The sequence below is a fragment of the Klebsiella sp. GFKo11 genome (assembly GCF_056490265.1).
Genome location: NZ_CM151369.1, coordinates 1,567,550 through 1,586,524 on the forward strand (window position 1 = coordinate 1,567,550; position 18,975 = coordinate 1,586,524).

Genomic DNA, 18,975 nt, shown 5'->3' on the forward strand with positions numbered 1-18,975 from the left:
CGGGATATCCCGGCGTTTTTTTTACTTTTCGTTTGGCTGCTGTGGCGTATCGCTCCCGCTTGCCTTGCGACGCTTACCAATGTTCTTGGTATCACGGTGACGTTTCTTCACGCGCGGCTTCTCTTTATCTTTCTCTTTTTTCTCTGCACGCTTCGCTAATACTTTCTTAGACGGCTTACCAGTCTGCTTCTCGCTCGGTGCGCGAGTCGTTGGGCGCAACTCATCGATGACTCGGGCTTTTAACGGCTCTTCAATATAACGGCCAATTTTGCCCAACAGCAGGTGGTCATGAGCCTCAACCAGAGAAATGGCGACGCCTTTTTTCCCTGCGCGACCCGTTCGACCGATGCGGTGTAGATAGGTGTCGGCGGTACGCGGCATGTCGAAGTTGATGACGTGACTCACATCCGGAATATCGATACCACGTGCAGCGACGTCAGTCGCAATCAGCACATTCATACGACCGTCTGTCATTCGTTTAATTGCTTCGTTGCGCTTCGCCTGAACCATCTCACCTTCAAGCCAGCAGGTATTGATACCCGCTTCACGCAGCCAACCCGCCAGTTCATGAACACGCTCGCGTTTACGCACAAAGACGATAGAACGTGTGGCATCTGGTTGCTTCAGTAAATTTACGAGCAGCGCGGTTTTGTGTTTGATGTCATCAGCACGGTAGTACCACTGATGAATTTTCTTACGCTCGCGAGTGGAAGGGGTGGCTGAGACTTCAACCGGATCTTCCAGCAGACGTTCAGCAAAGTCCTTAATCGCGTCGCCTTCAAGAGTCGCGGAAAACAGCATGGTCTGCTTACGCCAGCGAGTTTCACCAGCTATGTGTTCAATATCCTGGGCGAAGCCCATGTCGACCATGCGATCTGCTTCATCAAGAATCAGAGTTTCAACGGCGCGGCAGTCGAAGTTTTCTTCTTTAATGTATTGCAGCAGGCGTCCGGTGGTCGCAACCACGATATCCTGGTTTTCACTGAACACTTCCGCGTGGTTCATATACGCTACGCCGCCGGTGATAGTGGCGATATCCAGATGAGTATGTTTTGCCAGTTCACGCGCATGGTCAGCAACCTGCATCGCCAGCTCGCGAGTCGGCGTCAAGATGAGAATGCGCGGTGGACCGGACTTCTTGCGTGGAAAATCGAGCAGGTGCTGCAACGCTGGCAGCAAATACGCCGCTGTTTTACCGGTGCCGGTCGGGGCTGAACCGAGAATGTCACGGCCATCAAGCGCAGGCGGAATAGCGGCGGCCTGAATGGCTGTCGGGCGTGTGAAACCTTTATCCTGGAGCGCTTCCAGTAGGTTTTCGTCGAGTTCAAGTTCGGAAAAAGTCGTTACAGTCATGATCTACCTCTGAGTGGACCGCCGATTATAGACGTTACGGACGCAATGTTCATCTGTTTGTAAGGCTATCTGTTCTCCGGTATTGTGCATAGCCTTAAGCCCAGGAGTTTTTTGCCCGCAAGGTTATCGAGGATGTCTCAGTCGAAGTTTGCGCTGCCGCGCAATGGTTTTACATTTAAACAATTTTTTATCGCCCACGATCGCTGTGCGATGAAGGTGGGCACTGACGGCATTTTACTTGGCGCATGGGCTCCGATAGCGCAGGTTAAGCACGTACTGGATATCGGTACTGGCAGCGGCCTGCTTGCGCTAATGATAGCGCAGCGAACCGTGGAGGCGGTCACTGTTGACGCTGTTGAACTGGACGAAGATGCGGCAGAACAGGCGCGGGAAAACGCTGAAGAATCCCCGTGGTCCGGACGTATCCAGATCCACCGGGCTGATATTCAGCAATGGCAGTCGCCGCAAACCCGACGCTACGAACTGATTGTCAGCAATCCGCCTTTTTTTGCTGAAGGTGTCCCCTGCGCGACCTCGCAGCGTGAGCAGGCCCGCTATACCACCACGCTCGATCATACAACGCTGTTAACCTGTGCCGCTGAATCCATTACGGAAGAGGGATTTTTTTGCGTTGTGTTGCCGGTTGATATCGGTAATGCATTTGTTCAGCGGGCGCAGAACATGGGTTGGCATCTACGTTTACGTACCGACGTGGCGGAAACGGAAATGCGTCCACCGCATCGGGTTCTGTTGGCTTTTTCGCCGACAGCGGGTGAGTGCTTTAGCGACAGGTTGGTTATCCGCGGGCCAGAGCAGCAGTATTCCGAAGGATTTACCGCTCTGACCGAGGATTTCTATCTTTTTATGTGAACCAGTGGCGACAGCACTGACGGCCCGCTAGTCGGCAACTGTTCCGGATAGTCCAGCGTATAGTGCAGACCACGGCTCTCTTTACGTAGCATGGCGCAGCGCACAATCAACTCGGCAACCTGGACCAGGTTACGCAGCTCCAGCAAATTATTGGAGACGCGGAAGCGGGTGTAATATTCGTCCAGTTCCTGCTGCAGCATAGTAATGCGTCGCAGGGCACGCTCAAGTCGGCGGGTGGTGCGCACAATGCCGACATAATCCCACATTAATAAGCGCAGCTCATGCCAGTTATGTTGGATAACAACAAGTTCGTCGGGGATTTCGACCTGGCTTTCGTCCCATAAAGGAAGTTCATTGACTCTCTGCGCGAAAGGCATGCGCTTAACGATATCTTCGGCTGCGGACCAACCGTAAACAAGACACTCCAGCAGCGAGTTTGAAGCCATGCGGTTAGCGCCATGTAATCCGGTATAGCTGACTTCGCCGATGGCATACAGGCCGTCGACATCAGTACGTCCGTTATCGTCAACCATCACACCGCCGCAGGTATAGTGAGCAGCCGGAACAATAGGCACCGGCTCTTTTGTCAGATCGATTCCCAGACCCAGTAACTTCTCGTAAATCATAGGGAAATGGTGGCGAATAAATTCTGCGGGTTTATGGCTGATGTCGAGATACATGCAGTCGACGCCAAGGCGCTTCATTTCATGGTCGATGGCTCGGGCGACCACATCGCGGGGGGCCAGTTCACCGCGTTCGTCAAAGTCCGGCATAAATCGTGTGCCGTCCGGGCGTTTCAACAGTGCGCCTTCACCGCGCAATGCTTCTGTCAGCAGGAAATTGCGCGCCTGCGGATGGTATAAGGCGGTGGGGTGAAACTGATTGAACTCAAGGTTGGCGACACGGCAACCTGCACGCCAGGCCATGGCGATCCCATCACCGGAAGAGACGTCGGGATTTGTCGTATATTGGTATACCTTAGCCGCGCCTCCGGTAGCCAGTACCACCGCTTTTGCGCTACAAGTTTCAACCGTTTCTTTATTTCGATTCCAGACCCAGGCTCCTACTACGCGACGCGTTCCCGGCAGGCCGATTTTATCTGAGATAATCAGGTCAACGGCGTTGCTGCGTTCCAGCACGCGGATGTTGGGATGAGAAAGCGCTTTGCTGACCAGCGTTGTCTCTACGGCTTTACCCGTCGCGTCGGCTGAGTGGAGAATTCGGCGGTGGCTATGCCCCCCTTCTCGGGTCAAGTGATAGCTTTCAGCCCCGTTAGCCTGAACCTGAGTATCAAACAGGACGCCCTGATCAATAAGCCACTGAACGCAGGGTTTAGCGTTGCTGGCGACAAAAGAAACGGCATGGCGATCGCAAAGGCCGGCTCCGGCAATCAACGTATCTTCTACATGGGATTCAATGCTGTCGGTTTCATCGAAGACGGCGGCGATCCCGCCTTGAGCATAGAAAGTTGACCCTTCACTGATAGGGCCTTTGCTCAGTACCGTGACTGTGCAGTGTTCCGCCAGCCGCAAAGCAAGGGACAATCCGGCAGCACCGCTGCCAACAATCAGTACATCACAAGAGGAATCAGAAGTTGTTTTCATGAGCTTTGTTTAATTTACTAAACAGGATTGCAGCACAATAGCACCAGCCTGCGCTGAATCGTACATTTTTTTTACTCAATGTTGTGGCGGCTAAACATAACGCTTTGATGGGGTGGGCTGTAAATGTAAGAAAAGTTTTGCGAAGCAACTCGTTAGCTTCAGATTTTATAGTGAAATAAAAGTCGGGTTACGTTACCCTTCTGGCGGGCTTTGCGCTTTTTCTTATTATCTTACATATCGTTTAGCTACCGGGGCATATAATGAGAGATAACGACCCGTCAGCCGGTGCCAGACGAAAAAAAAAGGCGTAACGGAACTTTATTGTTTTCAGACACTCCAACCCTCAGCTTGCTCATTTATGCAGTCATTGGGTGGTGTTTTGAATACGCATGGGAATTGGGTTTGGGGAGACATTACCTCGGATGAGCGAGCAGTTAACGGATCAGGTCCTTGTTGAACGGGTCCAGAAAGGAGATCAGAAAGCATTTAACCTGCTGGTGGTACGCTATCAGCATAAGGTTGCAAGCCTGGTCTCCCGCTACGTGCCACCGGGCGATATCGCTGACGTTGTTCAGGAGTCGTTCGTAAAAGCATGGCGTGCGCTGGATTCTTTCCGGGGGGATAGTGCTTTTTACACCTGGTTATATCGTATCGCCGTCAATACGGCGAAGAATTATCTGGTTGCTCAGGGGCGCCGTCCGCCATCCAGCGATGTTGATGCCAATGAGGCAGAAAATTTCGAAAGTGGCGGGGCATTGAAAGAAATTTCGAACCCTGAGAACTTAATGTTGTCAGAAGAGCTGAGACAAATAGTTTTTCGTACCATCGAATCGCTTCCGGAAGATTTACGCATGGCAATTACCTTGCGGGAGTTGGATGGCATGAGCTATGAAGAAATAGCCGCCATCATGGATTGTCCGGTGGGCACAGTGCGTTCGCGTATCTTCCGGGCACGAGAAGCTATTGATAATAAAGTTCAACCGCTAATCCGGCGTTGACGATAGCGGAATACTGGAAAAGGGTATCAGGCATGCAGAAAGAAAAACTTTCGGCCTTAATGGATGGTGAAACGCTGGATAACGAACTGCTCAATGAGCTAGGTCGTTCATCTGAAATGCAAAAAACCTGGGAGAGCTATCATCTCATCCGCGATACGCTGCGAGGCGATACCAGTGAGATGCTCCATTTTGATATCTCTGCTCGCGTCATGGCCGCCATTGAAAATGAGCCCGTTCGTCAGACGGTTCCTCTAATTCCTGAATCTCAGCCTGCCCCGCATCAGTGGCGCCAGATGCCTTTCTGGCAAAAAGTGCGCCCATGGGCAAGTTCATTAACCCAAATGGGGGTCGCTGCGTGCGTTTCCCTTGCTGTTATCGTCGGCGTCCAGCAGTATAATGGGCAGTCTGATGCATCTCAGCAGCCTGAAGCGCCGGTGTTTAACACCATGCCGATGATGGGGAAAGCCAGCCCGGTTAGTCTGGGCGTGCCAGCGGATGCTTCAGCAGGCAGCGGTCAGCAGGCGCAAGTGCAGGAACAGCGCCGCAGAATTAATGCTATGCTGCAGGATTATGAATTGCAGCGTCGCCTGCATGCTGAACAGCTTCAGTTTGGTCAGGCCCAGACTCAGCAAGCCGCTGTTCAGGTGCCGGGCTATCAAACTTTAGGAACGCAATCGCAGTAATGAAGCAACTTTTGTGTGCCATGTCGCTCATGGCAGGCAGCTTGTTCTTCTCCGCCAACGCCTCGGCTGATACATCGTCCGGGGCGTTGTTGCAGCAGATGAACCTGGCTAGCCAGTCCCTCAATTACGAGCTGTCTTTCGTCAGCATCAACAAGCAGGGCGTTGAGTCGCTGCGCTATCGACACGCGAAACTGAATAACCGCCCCCTCGCTCAGCTATTACAGCTCGACGGCCCTCGCAGGGAAGTCGTACTGCGCGGCACTGAAATTAGCTATTTTGAACCAGGCCTCGATCCGTTCACGTTGAATGGTGACTATATCGTCGATTCGCTGCCTTCATTGGTGTACAGCGACTTCAAACGGCTGGCGTCGTATTATGATTTCATCTCTGTTGGGCGTACGCGTATTGCCGATCGTTTATGCGATGTGGTGCGAGTCGTGGCCCGTGATGGTACGCGTTACAGTTACATCGCCTGGCTAGATGCTGAAACAAAGCTGCCGCTGCGTGTTGATTTACTCGATCGCGATGGGGAAACCCTTGAGCAGTTCCGGGTCGTTTCTTTCAGCGTTGGCGACAATGTTAGCGCCAGTATGGAAACTCTGGCAAAGGCGAGCCTGCCGCCGCAGCTTTCCGTACCGGAAGGCGGTGATAAGGCTAACTTCAACTGGGCGCCAACCTGGCTGCCGCAGGGGGTTGCGGAAGTCTCCAGCAGCCAGCGTCGTCTACCAACGTTTGATGGTCCGGTAGAGTCCCGTCTCTACTCTGATGGGCTATTTAGTTTCTCCATCAATATTAATCGCGCCGCAGCAAATAGTAGCGATCAGTTGTTGCGTACCGGGCGTCGCACCGTGGCTACCATTGTGCGCGATAATGCAGAGATAACCATTGTTGGCGAACTGCCCCCGCAAACCGCGAAGCGTATTTCTGACAGCATTAAATTCAAGGCCGTACAATGATCAAAGAGTGGGCAACGGTCGTTTCCTGGAATAACGGAATTGCGCAGGTGCATTGCGATGTTAAAGCATCCTGTAGTAGTTGCGCTTCCCGTGCCGGTTGCGGTAGTCGGGTGTTGAATAAGCTCGGGCCGCAAACCAGCCATACAATTAGCGTGCCTTGTGAACAGCCGCTGGCTGCCGGGCAAAAAGTAGAATTGGGGATTGCCGAAAGCAGTTTGCTTGGCTCTGCCGTATTGGTCTATATGGCACCGTTAGTTGGATTGTTTTTAATGGCGTCTATCTTCCAGGTTCTGTTCGCGAATGATTTTGCTTCGCTGTGTGGGGCAATACTTGGCGGCGTTGGCGGGTTTTTGGTGGCTCGTGGTCTTTCTCCTGGTTTAGCGGCTCGTCAGTCGTGGCAACCGGTGATTATTAGCGTCGGTTTACCGCCAGATTTAGTTCGCATCGAGACGCCTTCCGCACCATTGGGTCAGTGATTTCACTGGCCCTAATTTTTATTTACAACTCCCACAAGATCTCGTCATTTACTCCGACTATGCTAGCCGTAAGAGCATTTCCTGGTTTCGTGGATGTAGTGTAGAATGCGGCGTTTTCGGATCAAAAAAACGTCAGGCACAGAATAGCGGCCTCATGATACGCGTAAGGCATAACTAACTCTAAATATGAAGAATATACGTAACTTTTCAATCATCGCTCACATTGACCACGGTAAGTCGACGCTGTCTGACCGAATTATCCAGATTTGCGGTGGCCTTTCCGATCGTGAAATGGAAGCCCAGGTCCTGGATTCCATGGATCTTGAACGCGAGCGCGGGATTACCATCAAGGCACAGAGCGTCACGCTGGATTACAAAGCGACCAATGGCGAAATCTATCAGCTGAACTTTATCGACACCCCGGGGCACGTGGACTTCTCCTATGAAGTTTCTCGTTCACTGGCGGCGTGTGAAGGGGCCCTGCTGGTGGTTGATGCGGGTCAGGGCGTAGAAGCTCAGACGCTGGCTAACTGCTATACGGCGATGGAAATGGACCTGGAAGTAGTGCCGGTCCTGAATAAAATCGACCTGCCTGCGGCCGATCCTGAACGCGTAGCGGAAGAAATTGAAGACATCGTCGGTATTGATGCTACCGATGCAGTGCGCTGTTCGGCGAAAACTGGCGTTGGTGTGCCCGATGTCCTGGAGCGTCTGGTACGCGATATTCCGCCGCCGGAAGGCGACCCGGAAGCGCCGTTACAGGCACTGATCATCGACTCATGGTTTGATAACTACCTTGGTGTTGTCTCGCTGGTGCGTATTAAAAACGGCACCATGCGCAAAGGCGACAAAATCAAGGTAATGAGCACCGGTCAGGTCTACAACGCCGATCGTCTCGGTATTTTCACGCCTAAACAGGTTGATCGCACCGAGCTGAAATGCGGCGAAGTTGGCTGGTTGGTTTGCGCGATTAAAGACATCCTCGGCGCACCGGTTGGCGATACGCTGACTCTGTCCCGTAACCCAGCAGATAAAGCTCTGCCAGGTTTTAAAAAGGTCAAACCGCAGGTTTATGCTGGCTTGTTCCCGGTAAGTTCTGATGATTATGAGAACTTCCGCGATGCGCTGGGCAAACTGAGCCTCAACGATGCCTCTTTGTTCTATGAGCCGGAAAGCTCTACTGCGCTGGGTTTTGGTTTCCGCTGCGGCTTCCTGGGTCTTCTGCACATGGAGATCATTCAGGAACGTCTGGAGCGCGAATACGATCTGGATCTGATCACCACGGCGCCGACGGTAGTCTATGAAGTAGAGACGACTTCGAAAGAAGTTATCTACGTCGACAGCCCGTCTAAACTCCCGCCGCTGAACAATATTCAGGAACTTCGTGAGCCGATCGCTGAGTGCCATATGCTGCTGCCGCAGGAATTTTTGGGCAACGTCATTACCCTGTGCATAGAAAAACGTGGTGTTCAGACCAATATGGTCTACCACGGTAATCAGGTTGCGCTGACCTATGAAATTCCGATGGCGGAAGTGGTGCTCGATTTCTTTGACCGCCTGAAATCTACTTCCCGTGGTTATGCATCGCTGGACTATAACTTCAAACGTTTCCAGGCTTCCAACATGGTACGCGTGGATGTGTTGATCAACAGCGAGCGAGTGGATGCGCTGGCGCTGATTACGCACAATGATAATGCGCCATACCGCGGTCGCGAACTGGTAGAGAAGATGAAAGAGCTGATCCCACGTCAGCAATTCGACATCGCTATTCAGGCCGCTATCGGCAACCACATTATTGCCCGTTCAACGGTGAAACAGCTGCGTAAAAACGTCCTGGCGAAATGCTATGGCGGCGACGTCAGTCGTAAGAAAAAGCTGCTGCAGAAGCAGAAAGACGGTAAGAAACGCATGAAGCAGGTCGGTAACGTTGAGCTGCCGCAGGAAGCGTTCCTCGCCATTCTGCACGTTGGTAAAGACGGCAAATAACCCTAAGGAGTTGGCATGGCGAACATGTTTGCCCTGATCCTGGTCATCGCTACCCTGGTGACGGGTCTATTGTGGTGCCTGGATAAATTTATTTTCGCGCCAAAACGTCGTGAACGTCAGGCCGCCGCTCAGGCCGCGACCGGCGACCAGTTGGACAAAAAAACACTGAAGAAAGTCAGCCCTAAACCGGGCTGGCTGGAAACCGGTGCTTCGGTATTCCCGGTCCTGGCGATTGTTCTGGTAGTGCGTTCGTTTATTTACGAACCTTTCCAGATCCCTTCGGGTTCGATGATGCCTACGTTGTTGATCGGCGATTTTATTCTGGTTGAGAAGTTTGCTTATGGGATTAAAGACCCTATCTACCAGAAAACGCTAATTGAAACGGGTCATCCGAAACGGGGTGATGTCGTGGTTTTCAAATATCCTGAAGATCCGCGTCTGGACTACATCAAACGTGCAGTTGGTTTACCGGGTGATAAAGTTACATACGATCCGATTAGCAAGCAGGTCACCATCCTGCCGGGCTGTAGTTCAGGCCAGGCGTGCGGCAATGCTCTGCCGGTAACTTACTCCAACGTCGAGCCGAGCGATTTTGTGCAAACCTTCTCCCGTAGTAACGGTGGTGAAGCAACCAGCGGTTTTTGGCAGTTGCCGAAAGGTGAAACCAAAGCCGACGGCATTCGTCTGACCGAGCGCAAAGAGACGCTGGGTGAGGTAACGCATCGTATTCTGACCGTGCCGATTGCTCAGGATCAGGTGGGGATGTATTACCAGCAGTCTGGTCTGCCATTGGCGACCTGGATTGTGCCGCCGGGGCAGTATTTCATGATGGGTGACAACCGCGATAACAGCGCCGACAGCCGTTATTGGGGCTTTGTACCGGAAGCAAATCTGGTTGGTAAAGCAACCGCAATCTGGATGAGTTTTGAAAAACAGGAAGGCGAGTGGCCTACCGGAGTACGTTTATCACGTATTGGTGGTATCCGGTAATTTTCCTGCCTTCATTCACGCTGCCGTTACAATAACGGCAGCGTGAATTATTTAAGATTTAAATCTATTCAAACTAACGACATCCCTTGTCGTTGCGTATAGAATATCCCCCCGAAGTTTTAGGTTGTCTCTCGTAAGATTGACACAGCACACGAAACCGCGTTGGCTTTTACTCAGGTCGGTTTCGTGTGCTGCATTTTTGACGCATTCATTTATTGGTAACGCATGAATCCCATCGTAATTAATCGGCTTCAACGGAAGCTGGGCTACACTTTTCATCATCAGGAGCTGTTGCAACAGGCATTAACTCACCGCAGTGCCAGCAGCAAACACAATGAGCGCCTGGAGTTTTTAGGTGACTCTATATTGAGTTTCGTCATCGCAAATGCGCTCTACCATCGCTTCCCACGGGTCGACGAAGGTGATATGAGCCGCATGCGCGCGACGTTGGTGCGGGGCAACACGCTGGCAGAAATGGCCCGCGAGTTTGAGTTGGGTGAATGTTTGCGTCTTGGGCCGGGTGAATTGAAAAGTGGAGGTTTTCGCCGTGAATCCATTCTGGCGGATACCGTTGAAGCATTAATCGGCGGGATTTTCCTCGACAGTGATATTCAGAACATCGAGCGCCTGATTCTCTCCTGGTACCAAAGTCGCCTGGACGAAATTAGCCCTGGCGATAAGCAAAAAGATCCTAAGACCCGTTTGCAGGAGTATCTGCAGGGGCGTCACCTGCCGCTTCCATCCTACCTGGTGGTTCAGGTTCGCGGTGAAGCGCATGACCAGGAATTTACTATCCACTGCCAGGTTAGCGGCCTGAGTGAACCGGTGGTTGGCACAGGTTCTAGCCGTCGCAAGGCGGAACAGGCTGCCGCCGAACAGGCGTTGAAAAAGCTGGAGCTGGAATGAGCGAAGAAAAAAATTATTGTGGGTTTGTTGCTATCGTTGGTCGTCCTAACGTCGGTAAATCAACGCTGTTGAACAAGCTGCTTGGGCAGAAGATTTCTATTACTTCACGTAAAGCGCAGACCACACGTCACCGTATCGTCGGTATTCATACTGAAGGTCCGTATCAGGCAATTTATGTTGATACCCCGGGCCTGCATATGGAAGAGAAGCGTGCTATTAACCGTCTGATGAACAAAGCGGCCAGTAGCTCGATTGGCGACGTTGAACTGGTGATTTTTGTCGTTGAAGGTACACGCTGGACGGCAGATGACGAAATGGTTCTGGGGAAGCTGCGTGACGCCAGAGCACCGGTTATCCTTGCGGTGAACAAAGTTGATAACGTGCAGGAAAAGGGCGATCTGCTGCCGCACCTGCAGTTCCTCGGCAGCCAGATGAATTTCCTCGATATCGTGCCGATTTCCGCGGAAACCGGGCTGAACGTGGATACCATCGCTGGTATCGTGCGTAAGCATCTGCCGGAAGCAATTCATCACTTCCCGGAAGATTATATTACCGATCGTTCTCAGCGTTTTATGGCTTCTGAGATCATCCGCGAAAAACTGATGCGTTTCCTGGGCGCTGAGCTGCCGTATTCCGTGACCGTCGAAATCGAACGTTTCCAGACTAACGAACGCGGTGGCTACGATATCAATGGTCTGATTCTGGTTGAGCGTGAAGGGCAGAAGAAGATGGTGATTGGCAACAAAGGGGCCAAAATCAAAACCATCGGCATTGAAGCGCGTAAAGACATGCAGGATATGTTTGAAGCGCCGGTTCACCTGGAGCTGTGGGTGAAAGTGAAATCCGGCTGGGCCGATGACGAACGTGCGTTGCGCAGTCTCGGTTACGGCGAAGACCAGTAGTTTTCATACTCTATGGCTTTCGAGGTGCAGGAAGGCGGCAAGACCGCGAATCCCCGGGAGCTTACTCAGGTAAGTGACTGGGGTGAACGGGCGCAGCCAACGCACCTGCAACTTGAAAGACGACGAGTATGATGGAAGGCTGGCAGCGCGCTTTTGTCCTGCATAGTCGTCCCTGGAGCGAAACCAGCCTGATGCTGGACGTCTTCACGGAAGAGTCAGGTCGCGTGCGCCTTGTTGCTAAAGGCGCACGTTCCAAACGTTCCAATCTCAAAGGTGCTCTTCAGCCCTTTACCCCCTTGCTGCTTCGCTTTGGCGGGCGTGGCGAAGTCAAAACGCTACGCAGCGCGGAAGCCGTCTCGTTGGCGCTCCCTCTCAGCGGTATCACGCTCTATAGCGGTCTTTACGTTAACGAACTGCTTGCCCGCGTGCTTGAGCATGAAACGCGCTTCTCCGAACTTTTCTTCGATTATCTGCACTGCATCCAGTCTTTGGCTGGCGCAAGCGGTTCTCCTGAACCGGCACTGCGTCGCTTTGAACTGGCGCTGCTGGGGCATCTTGGTTACGGCGTCGATTTCCTCCACTGTGCCGGGAGCGGTGAAGCGGTTGACGACGCCATGACCTATCGCTACCGTGAAGAAAAAGGCTTTATCGCCAGCGTGGTTATTGATAACAGCACCTTTACCGGGCACCATCTTAAGGCGTTGGCGAATCGCGAATTTCCGGACAGCGATGCGCTGCGTGCGGCAAAACGTTTCACCCGTATCGCCCTGAAGCCGTATCTTGGTGGGAAACCGTTGAAAAGCCGGGAGCTTTTTCGCCAGTTTATGCCCGCGCGGGCGGCGCGGGCCAATAAAACCAATAACGATTAACGAGGATTGTCATGGCTGAATTACTGCTAGGGGTCAATATTGACCACATTGCGACATTACGCAACGCTCGCGGCACCGCTTATCCTGACCCGGTGCAGGCGGCCTTTATCGCCGAGCAGGCCGGTGCTGACGGTATTACCGTCCATCTGCGCGAAGACCGCCGACACATCACCGATCGCGATGTGCGTATCCTGCGTCAGACTCTCGATACTCGCATGAATCTTGAGATGGCGGTGACGGAAGAGATGCTGAATATCGCCTGCGAGACTAAACCCCATTTCTGCTGCCTGGTGCCGGAAAAACGCCAGGAAGTGACCACCGAGGGTGGTCTGGACGTTGCGGGCCAGCTCGACAAAATGCGCGATGCCTGTAAGCGCCTTGCCGATGCCGGTATTCTGGTTTCCCTGTTTATCGATGCTGATAATGCGCAAATTAAGGCCGCGGCGGACGTGGGAGCACCCTATATCGAAATTCACACCGGTTGCTACGCCGATGCTGCAACTGATGCAGAGCAGGCAAAAGAGCTGGAGCGTATTGCTAAAGCGGCAACTTACGCCGCCAGCCTTGGGCTGAAGGTCAATGCCGGTCACGGTCTAACCTACCATAACGTTAAAGCCATTGCGGCACTGCCGGAAATGCACGAGCTGAATATCGGTCATGCGATTATTGGTCGTGCGGTAATGAGCGGCTTGAAAGAGGCGGTTGCGGAAATGAAGCGTCTGATGCAGGAAGCTCGCGCGTAATGGCTATCCTGGGACTGGGCACTGATATTGTTGAAATTGCCCGTATTGAAGCGGTGATCGCCCGCAGCGGCGATCGCCTGGCCCGCCGCGTACTTAGCGACCATGAGTGGGCGATATGGGAACAGCATCAGCAACCGGTCCGTTTTTTGGCTAAGCGTTTCGCGGTAAAAGAAGCCGCTGCCAAGGCGCTTGGGACCGGCATTCGCAACGGTCTGGCCTTTAATCAGTTTGAGGTTTACAACGACGAGCTGGGTAAGCCAAAGCTGCGTTTGTGGGGAGAGGCGAAAAATCTGGCGGCACGTTTAGGAGTCAGCAGCATTCATGTGACGCTGGCCGATGAGCGCCACTATGCCTGCGCTACGGTCATCGTCGAAAGCTAGATTTTTTCGGCGTGGTGCAGCAGGACGAATTTATCCCACAACTGCTCTTCGTTTTCACTATGCGCCGGATCTTTCAGAATAGTGTTCGGGATTGGACACACTTTCTGGCAGGTCGGCGTTTCATAATGACCCACGCACTCGGTGCAGCGGTCGCTGTTAATTTCATAAATGCTATCACCCATTGATATCGCCTCATTCGGGCATTCTGGCTCGCACATATCGCAGTTGATGCATTTTTTGGTGATTAACAGCGCCATCAGGAAATTCTCAGAAACAATACAAATAGGGCGGGCATTATACGCCCATTTTCTGCTCAGGCCAGCTCTTTTCTGGCGTCAATTCGTTATCCGTAGTGTAAAAATTTTTGATCTGCTTGAGCAGGCAGATAGTTGCGTTGTCCAGCGAAAGGTCATTGCTATGTACGAGCATCACTGGGATGAAAAAAGCCGGAATACCAAGCGAAACCAGACGGACATTTTTGGGCGTGGATAAACGCGTTAGTGAGCGGGTAATAAATGCGATGCCAATTTGTGCTTCAGCATACTCAAGGCATGAGTAGTGGTTATCCAGCTCGCAGATGATATTCGGCGCTATCTTACGGTTATTGAATTCTGTCGTGATAATTCCTCTTAATAATAGAGAGTCATTAAGCACGATAATGGGTTGGTCGTTCAGATCTTCAGGGCGTAGGCGCTCATGCTTCGCCAGGGGATGTGAAAGCGGGATAGCGGCGATAATCTCATCTTCAAACAACATGGTAGAGCTAAGCTGAGCGGGCAGCGTGGTCCGGTAAACGATACCAATATCGACGCTACTATCGGTGAGTTTTTTGATGGTTTGTTCCGTGGAAAATTCCTTAACATTCAAGGAAATTTCAGGATGATGCGTCATAAAGCTGCGAAAGGCTGGCAAGACCAGATAGCTGCCTGAGACGCCAATCGATATCGTATCGCGTTGCTGATATTTATAGGGAAGGAGATCGTTTTCCGCATTTTTCAAATCCAACATTATTTTGTTAGCATGCTGTTGCAAAATAATGCCGGGTTTTGTTAATTCAATACCTCTGCCTCTTCGTTTAAATAATATTGTCTTAAGTGATGACTCAAGTTGTTTGATTTGCTGACTTAATGATGGTTGGGTGATAAAAAGTCGACTGGCTGCCCGACCATAATGTAGTTCATCACACAAAATCAGGAAAGAATGCAGTTGTTTGATATTCATTGAAATGGAACGCCAATCGATTGGGTTTTGTTATAACGATTATAAAAAATACCAAATTGTTTGCCTATTTTGCTTTTTTTAAACTGTGATCAGTGCATTTTAAAAAAGGAAAAATTATGTCGGTATCAATCAACCGCTGGGGAATGCTTGCCGCCCACGTGTGCATAAATTTTGTACTCGGGGGCGTCTATGCATTTAGCTATTTTAAAACACCATTAATGGAGCAATATCACTGGGACCCTGCGACCCTGGCGTTGGCATTTTCTATCAATATGGGGATCATTCCTTTACCGATGATTTGGGGCGGGAGAATGATCGATAACGGCAAAGGAAAATAGGCGATTGTCATCGGTGGCATCCTGTTTTCTTTAGGTTTTATCTTGTCCGGGTTCGTGGATAATTTGCCGATGTTGTTCTTAACCTATGGGGTCATCGCTGGGCTGGGATCGGGATTGGCCTTTACGGGGAATCTTAATAATATTCTCAAGTTTTTCCCTGACCGTCGAGGGCTTGCCAGCGGCATCGTCCTGGCCGGCGTTGGAGTAGGGACGCTACTTTGCACCCGCCTGGCTGAATATTTTATGGCGCAAACCCACGATGTCAGTCGGGCGCTATTATATCTTGGTATCGTATATTTGGTTGTCATTTTTATTGTGCAATTCTTTATTCGAAGCGCGCCCGCAAAAGATAGTGGTGGAATTAAAGCATCGCCAATGGATAAAGACTATCGACGTATGCTTAAGGACCTGCGTTTTTGGCTACTCTTTATGATTCTGGCGCTGGGTGTATTCTCCGGAATGGTGATCAGTTCGAGTTCTGCACAAATTGGTATGACGCAATATGGTTTAATCTCCGGGGCCTTGATTGTCAGTCTGGTATCGATATTTAACTCTATTGGTCGCTTGTTCTGGGGCGGTTTGACCGATAAGTTAGGCGGGTATAATACGCTGGTGATTGTTTATCTCTTTACCTGCCTTTGTATGCTGCTGTTGCTCTTTTTTAATGGTAATACTTCGGTGTTCTATTTCAGCGCGCTGGGCGTTGGCTTTGCTTATGCCGGGATATTAGTTATCTTCCCCGGACTGACCAGTCAGAACTTTGGCATGCGTAATCAGGGATTAAACTATGGATTTATGTATTTTGGTTTTGCCGTTGGTGCGGTTATTGCACCGTATGTTACATCAGCTATAGCAAAATATACGGGGAGCTACAATACGGTATTTATTCTCACCACAGTCTTATTGCTTATTGGGGTTGTGCTCACGCTGGTGACGAAACGTTATGTTGGAACGGTTTTAGCCAAAATACATTGATCAAATCATAAGGAAATAAAGATGAAAATTGCAATCGCAGGTGCAGGGGCTATGGGGTGTCGTTTTGGCTATATGCTACTGGCTGCCGGACATGACGTGACGCTTATCGATAGCTGGCAGGAACATGTTGATGCTATTTGCAGTAAGGGATTGTTTGTCGAAACGGAAACGACTCAACAGTATTATCCGATACCCGCAGTTATGGCCGATAAGGCGCAGGGGGAATTTGAACTGGTTATTCTGTTTACCAAAGCCATGCAACTGGACAGCATGCTACAGAGGATTAAGCCGCTGCTACCCACTGCGAAAGTCGTGATGATTTTATCTAATGGTCTGGGAAATATTGAAACGCTGGCAAACTATGTTGATCGGGAAAAAATTTATGCTGGTGTCACGTTATGGTCGAGCGAACTGGAAGGTGCCGGACATATTATGGCCACCGGCACGGGGACGATTGAGCTGCAGCCTATTGCCAGCCAGGATGCTGACCAGGAATCCAGAGTCATTGCCGCCCTCAATAGCGCCGGGCTGAATGCGGAAATTAGCCCTGACGTATTATTATCAATCTGGAAGAAAGCGGCTTTTAATAGCGTAATGAATACCTATTGCGCACTGCTGGATTGTAATGTTGGTGGTTTTGGCAGTCGACCTGGAGCATTAGATTTAGCGCAGGCAGTGGTGGATGAGTTTGTACTGGTAGCAGCTAGTCAGAATATTCCGTTGACTCAGGAAATGGTGATGAATACGGTCAAAAAAGTATTCGACCCGCGCGAAAGCGGCCATCATTATCCTTCTATGTATCAGGATTTACATAAAGGGCGGCTCACTGAAATTGACTATTTAAATGGGGCGATTGCGCGTATTGGGATGCAGAACAATATTGCCGTACCGGTTAACAAGCTTCTGACTCAGCTGATTCACGCCAAAGAAGCGCAATAAATCCAGGGGCTCTTTTGCGAAATGCAGAAGAGCCCGCTTTCAGACCAGTTTTTTCACCAGCGCTTCACTGTGACGAATGCGATCCGGGGCGCGCTCGAGATCCTGCTGGACCAGCCCCATAAACAGCAGGTCGGCCAGCATCATTTGCGCGCTGGTGGAGGAGATCGCGGCGCTGCGCGTAGCCTGCTCTTCAGCGATGGTATACAGGCACAGAGTTGCCTGCTGTTGAAGGGCGTTGGGGTTAAAACCGGTGATCGCCAGGATCTGGCTCCCCACTCGCAATGCTTCACCTGCCGCCATATTAATTTCGCGTCGCTCACCAGAGTAGGAGATGGCCAGCAGCAGATCGTCTGCCGCCATCGCCTGTACTGTTGCCAGAAGGGCGTGCATATCCTGCTCAGAAACGGCGTTAATACCGATTTTCATCAGCTTCCAGCTAAAGTTCCTCGCCACCAGGCCCGATGCGCCAATACCGGTAATAATGACCCGCCGGGCATTACGCAGTAGCGCAACGGCTTCCAGTAGCTTTTCTTCGCTGTTGACGTCCAGAGAGGCATGCATTGCTGCAATATTATCTTTAATCAGCTTTTCGCCCACCAGTCGGAGAGGATCATCTCCGCGAATCTGGTTATGCACCGGTACGGATTGCGGAGAGGGGGCGCTAGCCAATGCTTCGCTTAATGCCAGTTTCAACGCCGGGAAACCTTTAAAACCCATCTTCTGCGCGAATTTTACCACGCTCGACTGGCTGACTCCGGCTTCGCCCGCCAGCTGCTGAGAGCTGAGGTGGCGGGTTTGATCCGGTTGGGCCAGAATAAAATCGGCCAGTTTTTTATCACTTGCGGCCAGCGTGGGGTAGCGTTGGCGGATTCGGGTCAAACAGTTCATAGCGGCTCCGGAGGACAGCTTTCACCCTCGGCTGAAAGAATTTTGTATTCAATTATAAGGGGAATAGTGCGAATTAAAAATTCAACCGTTCAGATTTCTCTGCAAGCAGGTTTTACCTTAATCCCGGCTCAACGATGGCGGATGTTTTCGCTATTCAATGCGTAAGGCTGTTAAGCTATTGGTTATCGAGGTGTTAATCCAGAGGAGTCGGTTTTGAATAGTAGCATGCGGCGAGTGGTTTTCTTTGATCTGGATGGCACCTTGCATCAGCAGGATATGTTCGGCAGTTTCTTGCGCTATGTGTTACGTCATCAGCCGTTGAATACGCTGCTGGTTCTTCCTCTGTTGCCCGTTATTCTTGCCGGACTGTTGCTAAACGGTCGGGCCGCACGCTGGCCGATGAGCCTGCTGCTGTGGGCTACGACTTTCGGGCGCAGTGAGAGGCATCTGAAACGTCTTGAGGCGAGTTTTGTTCACTGGTTCCGGCAGCATGTCACGGCTTTTCCCGTCGTTCAGTCACGGTTGACGGATTATCTGACCAGTACCGATGCGGACGTTTGGTTGATTACCGGGTCGCCGCAGTCGCTGGTGGAGCAGGTCTATTTTGATACTGCATGGTTGCCACGGGTGAATCTGATTGCCAGTCGGATGGAGCGCCGTTGCGGCGGCTGGGTTTTAACGCTGCGCTGTCTGGGTAACGAAAAAGTCGCGCAACTGGAGCAAAAAATCGGTGCTCCGCTGCGCTTGTATAGTGGTTATAGCGACAGCGAACAGGACAATCCGCTGCTCTATTTTTGCCAGCACCGCTGGCGAGTAACCCCACAGGGCGATCTTCAGCAGTTAGAATAGTGTGTAATACATAGCGCCCATGTATAATGCGCCCCGCTTTTTCCGCAGG

The 18,975-nt window shown here is 51.4% G+C and carries 20 protein-coding genes and 1 pseudogene; 16 read left to right on the forward strand and 5 right to left on the reverse strand.

What is annotated here, in order from left to right:
• Positions 1-21 precede the first annotated feature (21 nt).
• Positions 22-1,353 carry an ATP-dependent RNA helicase SrmB gene (srmB, locus tag AC07P6_RS07650; RefSeq protein WP_181485286.1) on the reverse strand — a complete coding sequence of 444 codons (1,332 nt, stop codon included), beginning with the start codon at positions 1,351-1,353 and terminating at the stop codon, positions 22-24.
• A 132-nt stretch (positions 1,354-1,485) separates the two neighbouring features.
• On the opposite strand from srmB, the gene trmN reads away from it, so the two are divergent.
• Positions 1,486-2,223, forward strand: coding sequence for a tRNA(1)(Val) (adenine(37)-N(6))-methyltransferase TrmN (gene trmN / locus AC07P6_RS07655; RefSeq protein ID WP_478315965.1), 738 nt, complete (start codon positions 1,486-1,488; stop codon positions 2,221-2,223).
• Here trmN and nadB read toward each other — a convergent pair.
• Entirely contained in the window at positions 2,208-3,827 is a 1,620-nt protein-coding gene (nadB, locus tag AC07P6_RS07660) for an L-aspartate oxidase (RefSeq protein ID WP_478315966.1), read from the reverse strand. The genes trmN and nadB overlap by 16 nt on opposite strands.
• A gap of 285 nt (positions 3,828-4,112) precedes the next feature.
• On the opposite strand from nadB, the gene rseD reads away from it, so the two are divergent.
• The 12 genes from rseD (at position 4,113) to acpS (ending at position 13,716) form a co-directional block, all read left to right on the forward strand.
• A complete protein-coding gene (rseD, locus tag AC07P6_RS07665) occupies positions 4,113-4,253 on the forward strand; it encodes a rpoE leader peptide RseD (protein WP_167492730.1) in 141 nt (46 codons plus the stop codon).
• Positions 4,250-4,825, forward strand: a complete 576-nt coding sequence (rpoE, locus tag AC07P6_RS07670) for an RNA polymerase sigma factor RpoE (RefSeq protein WP_110272050.1) — start codon at positions 4,250-4,252, stop codon at positions 4,823-4,825. The genes rseD and rpoE overlap by 4 nt, the downstream gene beginning before the upstream one ends.
• A 32-nt stretch (positions 4,826-4,857) precedes the next feature.
• Positions 4,858-5,508, forward strand: a complete 651-nt coding sequence (gene rseA, locus AC07P6_RS07675; RefSeq protein ID WP_112215423.1) for an anti-sigma-E factor RseA — start codon at positions 4,858-4,860, stop codon at positions 5,506-5,508.
• Complete coding sequence (rseB, locus tag AC07P6_RS07680; protein WP_182207624.1) at positions 5,508-6,464, forward strand: sigma-E factor regulatory protein RseB; 957 nt, start codon at positions 5,508-5,510, stop codon at positions 6,462-6,464. The genes rseA and rseB overlap by 1 nt, the downstream gene beginning before the upstream one ends.
• Complete coding sequence (gene rseC / locus AC07P6_RS07685) at positions 6,461-6,940, forward strand: SoxR-reducing system protein RseC (RefSeq protein WP_182240453.1); 480 nt, start codon at positions 6,461-6,463, stop codon at positions 6,938-6,940. The genes rseB and rseC overlap by 4 nt, the downstream gene beginning before the upstream one ends.
• Before the next feature lie 186 nt (positions 6,941-7,126).
• Positions 7,127-8,926 (forward strand): translation elongation factor 4, encoded by a 1,800-nt coding sequence (gene lepA, locus AC07P6_RS07690; RefSeq protein ID WP_110272054.1) that lies wholly within the window; start codon positions 7,127-7,129, stop codon positions 8,924-8,926.
• 15 nt (positions 8,927-8,941) lie between these two features.
• Positions 8,942-9,916 (forward strand): signal peptidase I, encoded by a 975-nt coding sequence (gene lepB, locus AC07P6_RS07695; protein WP_478315967.1) that lies wholly within the window; start codon positions 8,942-8,944, stop codon positions 9,914-9,916.
• Between the two features lie 225 nt (positions 9,917-10,141).
• Entirely contained in the window at positions 10,142-10,822 is a 681-nt protein-coding gene (gene rnc, locus AC07P6_RS07700; protein WP_110272057.1) for a ribonuclease III, read from the forward strand.
• Positions 10,819-11,724: a GTPase Era gene (gene era / locus AC07P6_RS07705; RefSeq protein WP_112215426.1), complete on the forward strand. Its 906-nt coding sequence runs from the start codon at positions 10,819-10,821 to the stop codon at positions 11,722-11,724. Before rnc ends, era begins: the two co-directional genes overlap by 4 nt.
• A gap of 131 nt (positions 11,725-11,855) precedes the next feature.
• A complete protein-coding gene (gene recO / locus AC07P6_RS07710; RefSeq protein ID WP_110272059.1) occupies positions 11,856-12,593 on the forward strand; it encodes a DNA repair protein RecO in 738 nt (245 codons plus the stop codon).
• Between the two features lie 11 nt (positions 12,594-12,604).
• Positions 12,605-13,336, forward strand: coding sequence for a pyridoxine 5'-phosphate synthase (gene pdxJ / locus AC07P6_RS07715; RefSeq protein ID WP_181485293.1), 732 nt, complete (start codon positions 12,605-12,607; stop codon positions 13,334-13,336).
• Positions 13,336-13,716: a holo-ACP synthase gene (gene acpS / locus AC07P6_RS07720; protein WP_182207578.1), complete on the forward strand. Its 381-nt coding sequence runs from the start codon at positions 13,336-13,338 to the stop codon at positions 13,714-13,716. The genes pdxJ and acpS overlap by 1 nt, the downstream gene beginning before the upstream one ends.
• Here the strand turns inward: acpS and AC07P6_RS07725 are convergent.
• On the reverse strand, positions 13,713-13,973 hold the full coding sequence (locus AC07P6_RS07725; protein WP_110272062.1) for a YfhL family 4Fe-4S dicluster ferredoxin: 261 nt from the start codon (positions 13,971-13,973) through the stop codon (positions 13,713-13,715). The genes acpS and AC07P6_RS07725 overlap by 4 nt on opposite strands.
• Positions 13,974-14,010: 37 nt before the next feature.
• Positions 14,011-14,937, reverse strand: a complete 927-nt coding sequence (locus AC07P6_RS07730) for a LysR family transcriptional regulator (RefSeq protein ID WP_478315968.1) — start codon at positions 14,935-14,937, stop codon at positions 14,011-14,013.
• A gap of 116 nt (positions 14,938-15,053) precedes the next feature.
• Between AC07P6_RS07730 and AC07P6_RS07735 the strand changes: the two are divergent.
• Both AC07P6_RS07735 and AC07P6_RS07740 read left to right on the forward strand, forming a co-directional pair.
• Positions 15,054-16,250: pseudogene (locus AC07P6_RS07735) on the forward strand (L-lactate MFS transporter).
• 21 nt (positions 16,251-16,271) lie between these two features.
• Positions 16,272-17,189, forward strand: a complete 918-nt coding sequence (locus AC07P6_RS07740) for an oxidoreductase (protein WP_182207575.1) — start codon at positions 16,272-16,274, stop codon at positions 17,187-17,189.
• Between the two features lie 39 nt (positions 17,190-17,228).
• On the opposite strand, the gene AC07P6_RS07745 is transcribed toward AC07P6_RS07740, so the two are convergent.
• The gene (locus tag AC07P6_RS07745; RefSeq protein ID WP_304252848.1) at positions 17,229-18,077 is read right to left on the reverse strand and encodes a MurR/RpiR family transcriptional regulator; all 849 of its coding nucleotides are present in this window, start codon (positions 18,075-18,077) and stop codon (positions 17,229-17,231) included.
• 225 nt (positions 18,078-18,302) lie between these two features.
• Between AC07P6_RS07745 and yfhb the strand changes: the two genes are divergently transcribed.
• Positions 18,303-18,926, forward strand: a complete 624-nt coding sequence (gene yfhb, locus AC07P6_RS07750) for a phosphatidylglycerophosphatase C (RefSeq protein WP_167492856.1) — start codon at positions 18,303-18,305, stop codon at positions 18,924-18,926.
• The last annotated feature ends 49 nt before the right edge of the window (positions 18,927-18,975 follow it).

What these genes read in the sequence shown, in the direction of transcription:
- srmB (WP_181485286.1), bottom strand. Translation starts at nt 1,353, where the DNA reads ATGACTGTAACGACTTTTTCCGAACTTGAACTCGACGAAAACCTACTG.
- trmN (WP_478315965.1), top strand. Translation starts at nt 1,486, where the DNA reads ATGTCTCAGTCGAAGTTTGCGCTGCCGCGCAATGGTTTTACATTTAAA.
- nadB (WP_478315966.1), bottom strand. Translation starts at nt 3,827, where the DNA reads ATGAAAACAACTTCTGATTCCTCTTGTGATGTACTGATTGTTGGCAGC.
- rpoE (WP_110272050.1), top strand. Translation starts at nt 4,250, where the DNA reads ATGAGCGAGCAGTTAACGGATCAGGTCCTTGTTGAACGGGTCCAGAAA.
- rseA (WP_112215423.1), top strand. Translation starts at nt 4,858, where the DNA reads ATGCAGAAAGAAAAACTTTCGGCCTTAATGGATGGTGAAACGCTGGAT.
- rseB (WP_182207624.1), top strand. Translation starts at nt 5,508, where the DNA reads ATGAAGCAACTTTTGTGTGCCATGTCGCTCATGGCAGGCAGCTTGTTC.
- rseC (WP_182240453.1), top strand. Translation starts at nt 6,461, where the DNA reads ATGATCAAAGAGTGGGCAACGGTCGTTTCCTGGAATAACGGAATTGCG.
- lepA (WP_110272054.1), top strand. Translation starts at nt 7,127, where the DNA reads ATGAAGAATATACGTAACTTTTCAATCATCGCTCACATTGACCACGGT.
- lepB (WP_478315967.1), top strand. Translation starts at nt 8,942, where the DNA reads ATGGCGAACATGTTTGCCCTGATCCTGGTCATCGCTACCCTGGTGACG.
- rnc (WP_110272057.1), top strand. Translation starts at nt 10,142, where the DNA reads ATGAATCCCATCGTAATTAATCGGCTTCAACGGAAGCTGGGCTACACT.
- era (WP_112215426.1), top strand. Translation starts at nt 10,819, where the DNA reads ATGAGCGAAGAAAAAAATTATTGTGGGTTTGTTGCTATCGTTGGTCGT.
- recO (WP_110272059.1), top strand. Translation starts at nt 11,856, where the DNA reads ATGGAAGGCTGGCAGCGCGCTTTTGTCCTGCATAGTCGTCCCTGGAGC.
- pdxJ (WP_181485293.1), top strand. Translation starts at nt 12,605, where the DNA reads ATGGCTGAATTACTGCTAGGGGTCAATATTGACCACATTGCGACATTA.
- acpS (WP_182207578.1), top strand. Translation starts at nt 13,336, where the DNA reads ATGGCTATCCTGGGACTGGGCACTGATATTGTTGAAATTGCCCGTATT.
- AC07P6_RS07725 (WP_110272062.1), bottom strand. Translation starts at nt 13,973, where the DNA reads ATGGCGCTGTTAATCACCAAAAAATGCATCAACTGCGATATGTGCGAG.
- AC07P6_RS07730 (WP_478315968.1), bottom strand. Translation starts at nt 14,937, where the DNA reads ATGAATATCAAACAACTGCATTCTTTCCTGATTTTGTGTGATGAACTA.
- AC07P6_RS07740 (WP_182207575.1), top strand. Translation starts at nt 16,272, where the DNA reads ATGAAAATTGCAATCGCAGGTGCAGGGGCTATGGGGTGTCGTTTTGGC.
- AC07P6_RS07745 (WP_304252848.1), bottom strand. Translation starts at nt 18,077, where the DNA reads ATGAACTGTTTGACCCGAATCCGCCAACGCTACCCCACGCTGGCCGCA.
- yfhb (WP_167492856.1), top strand. Translation starts at nt 18,303, where the DNA reads ATGCGGCGAGTGGTTTTCTTTGATCTGGATGGCACCTTGCATCAGCAG.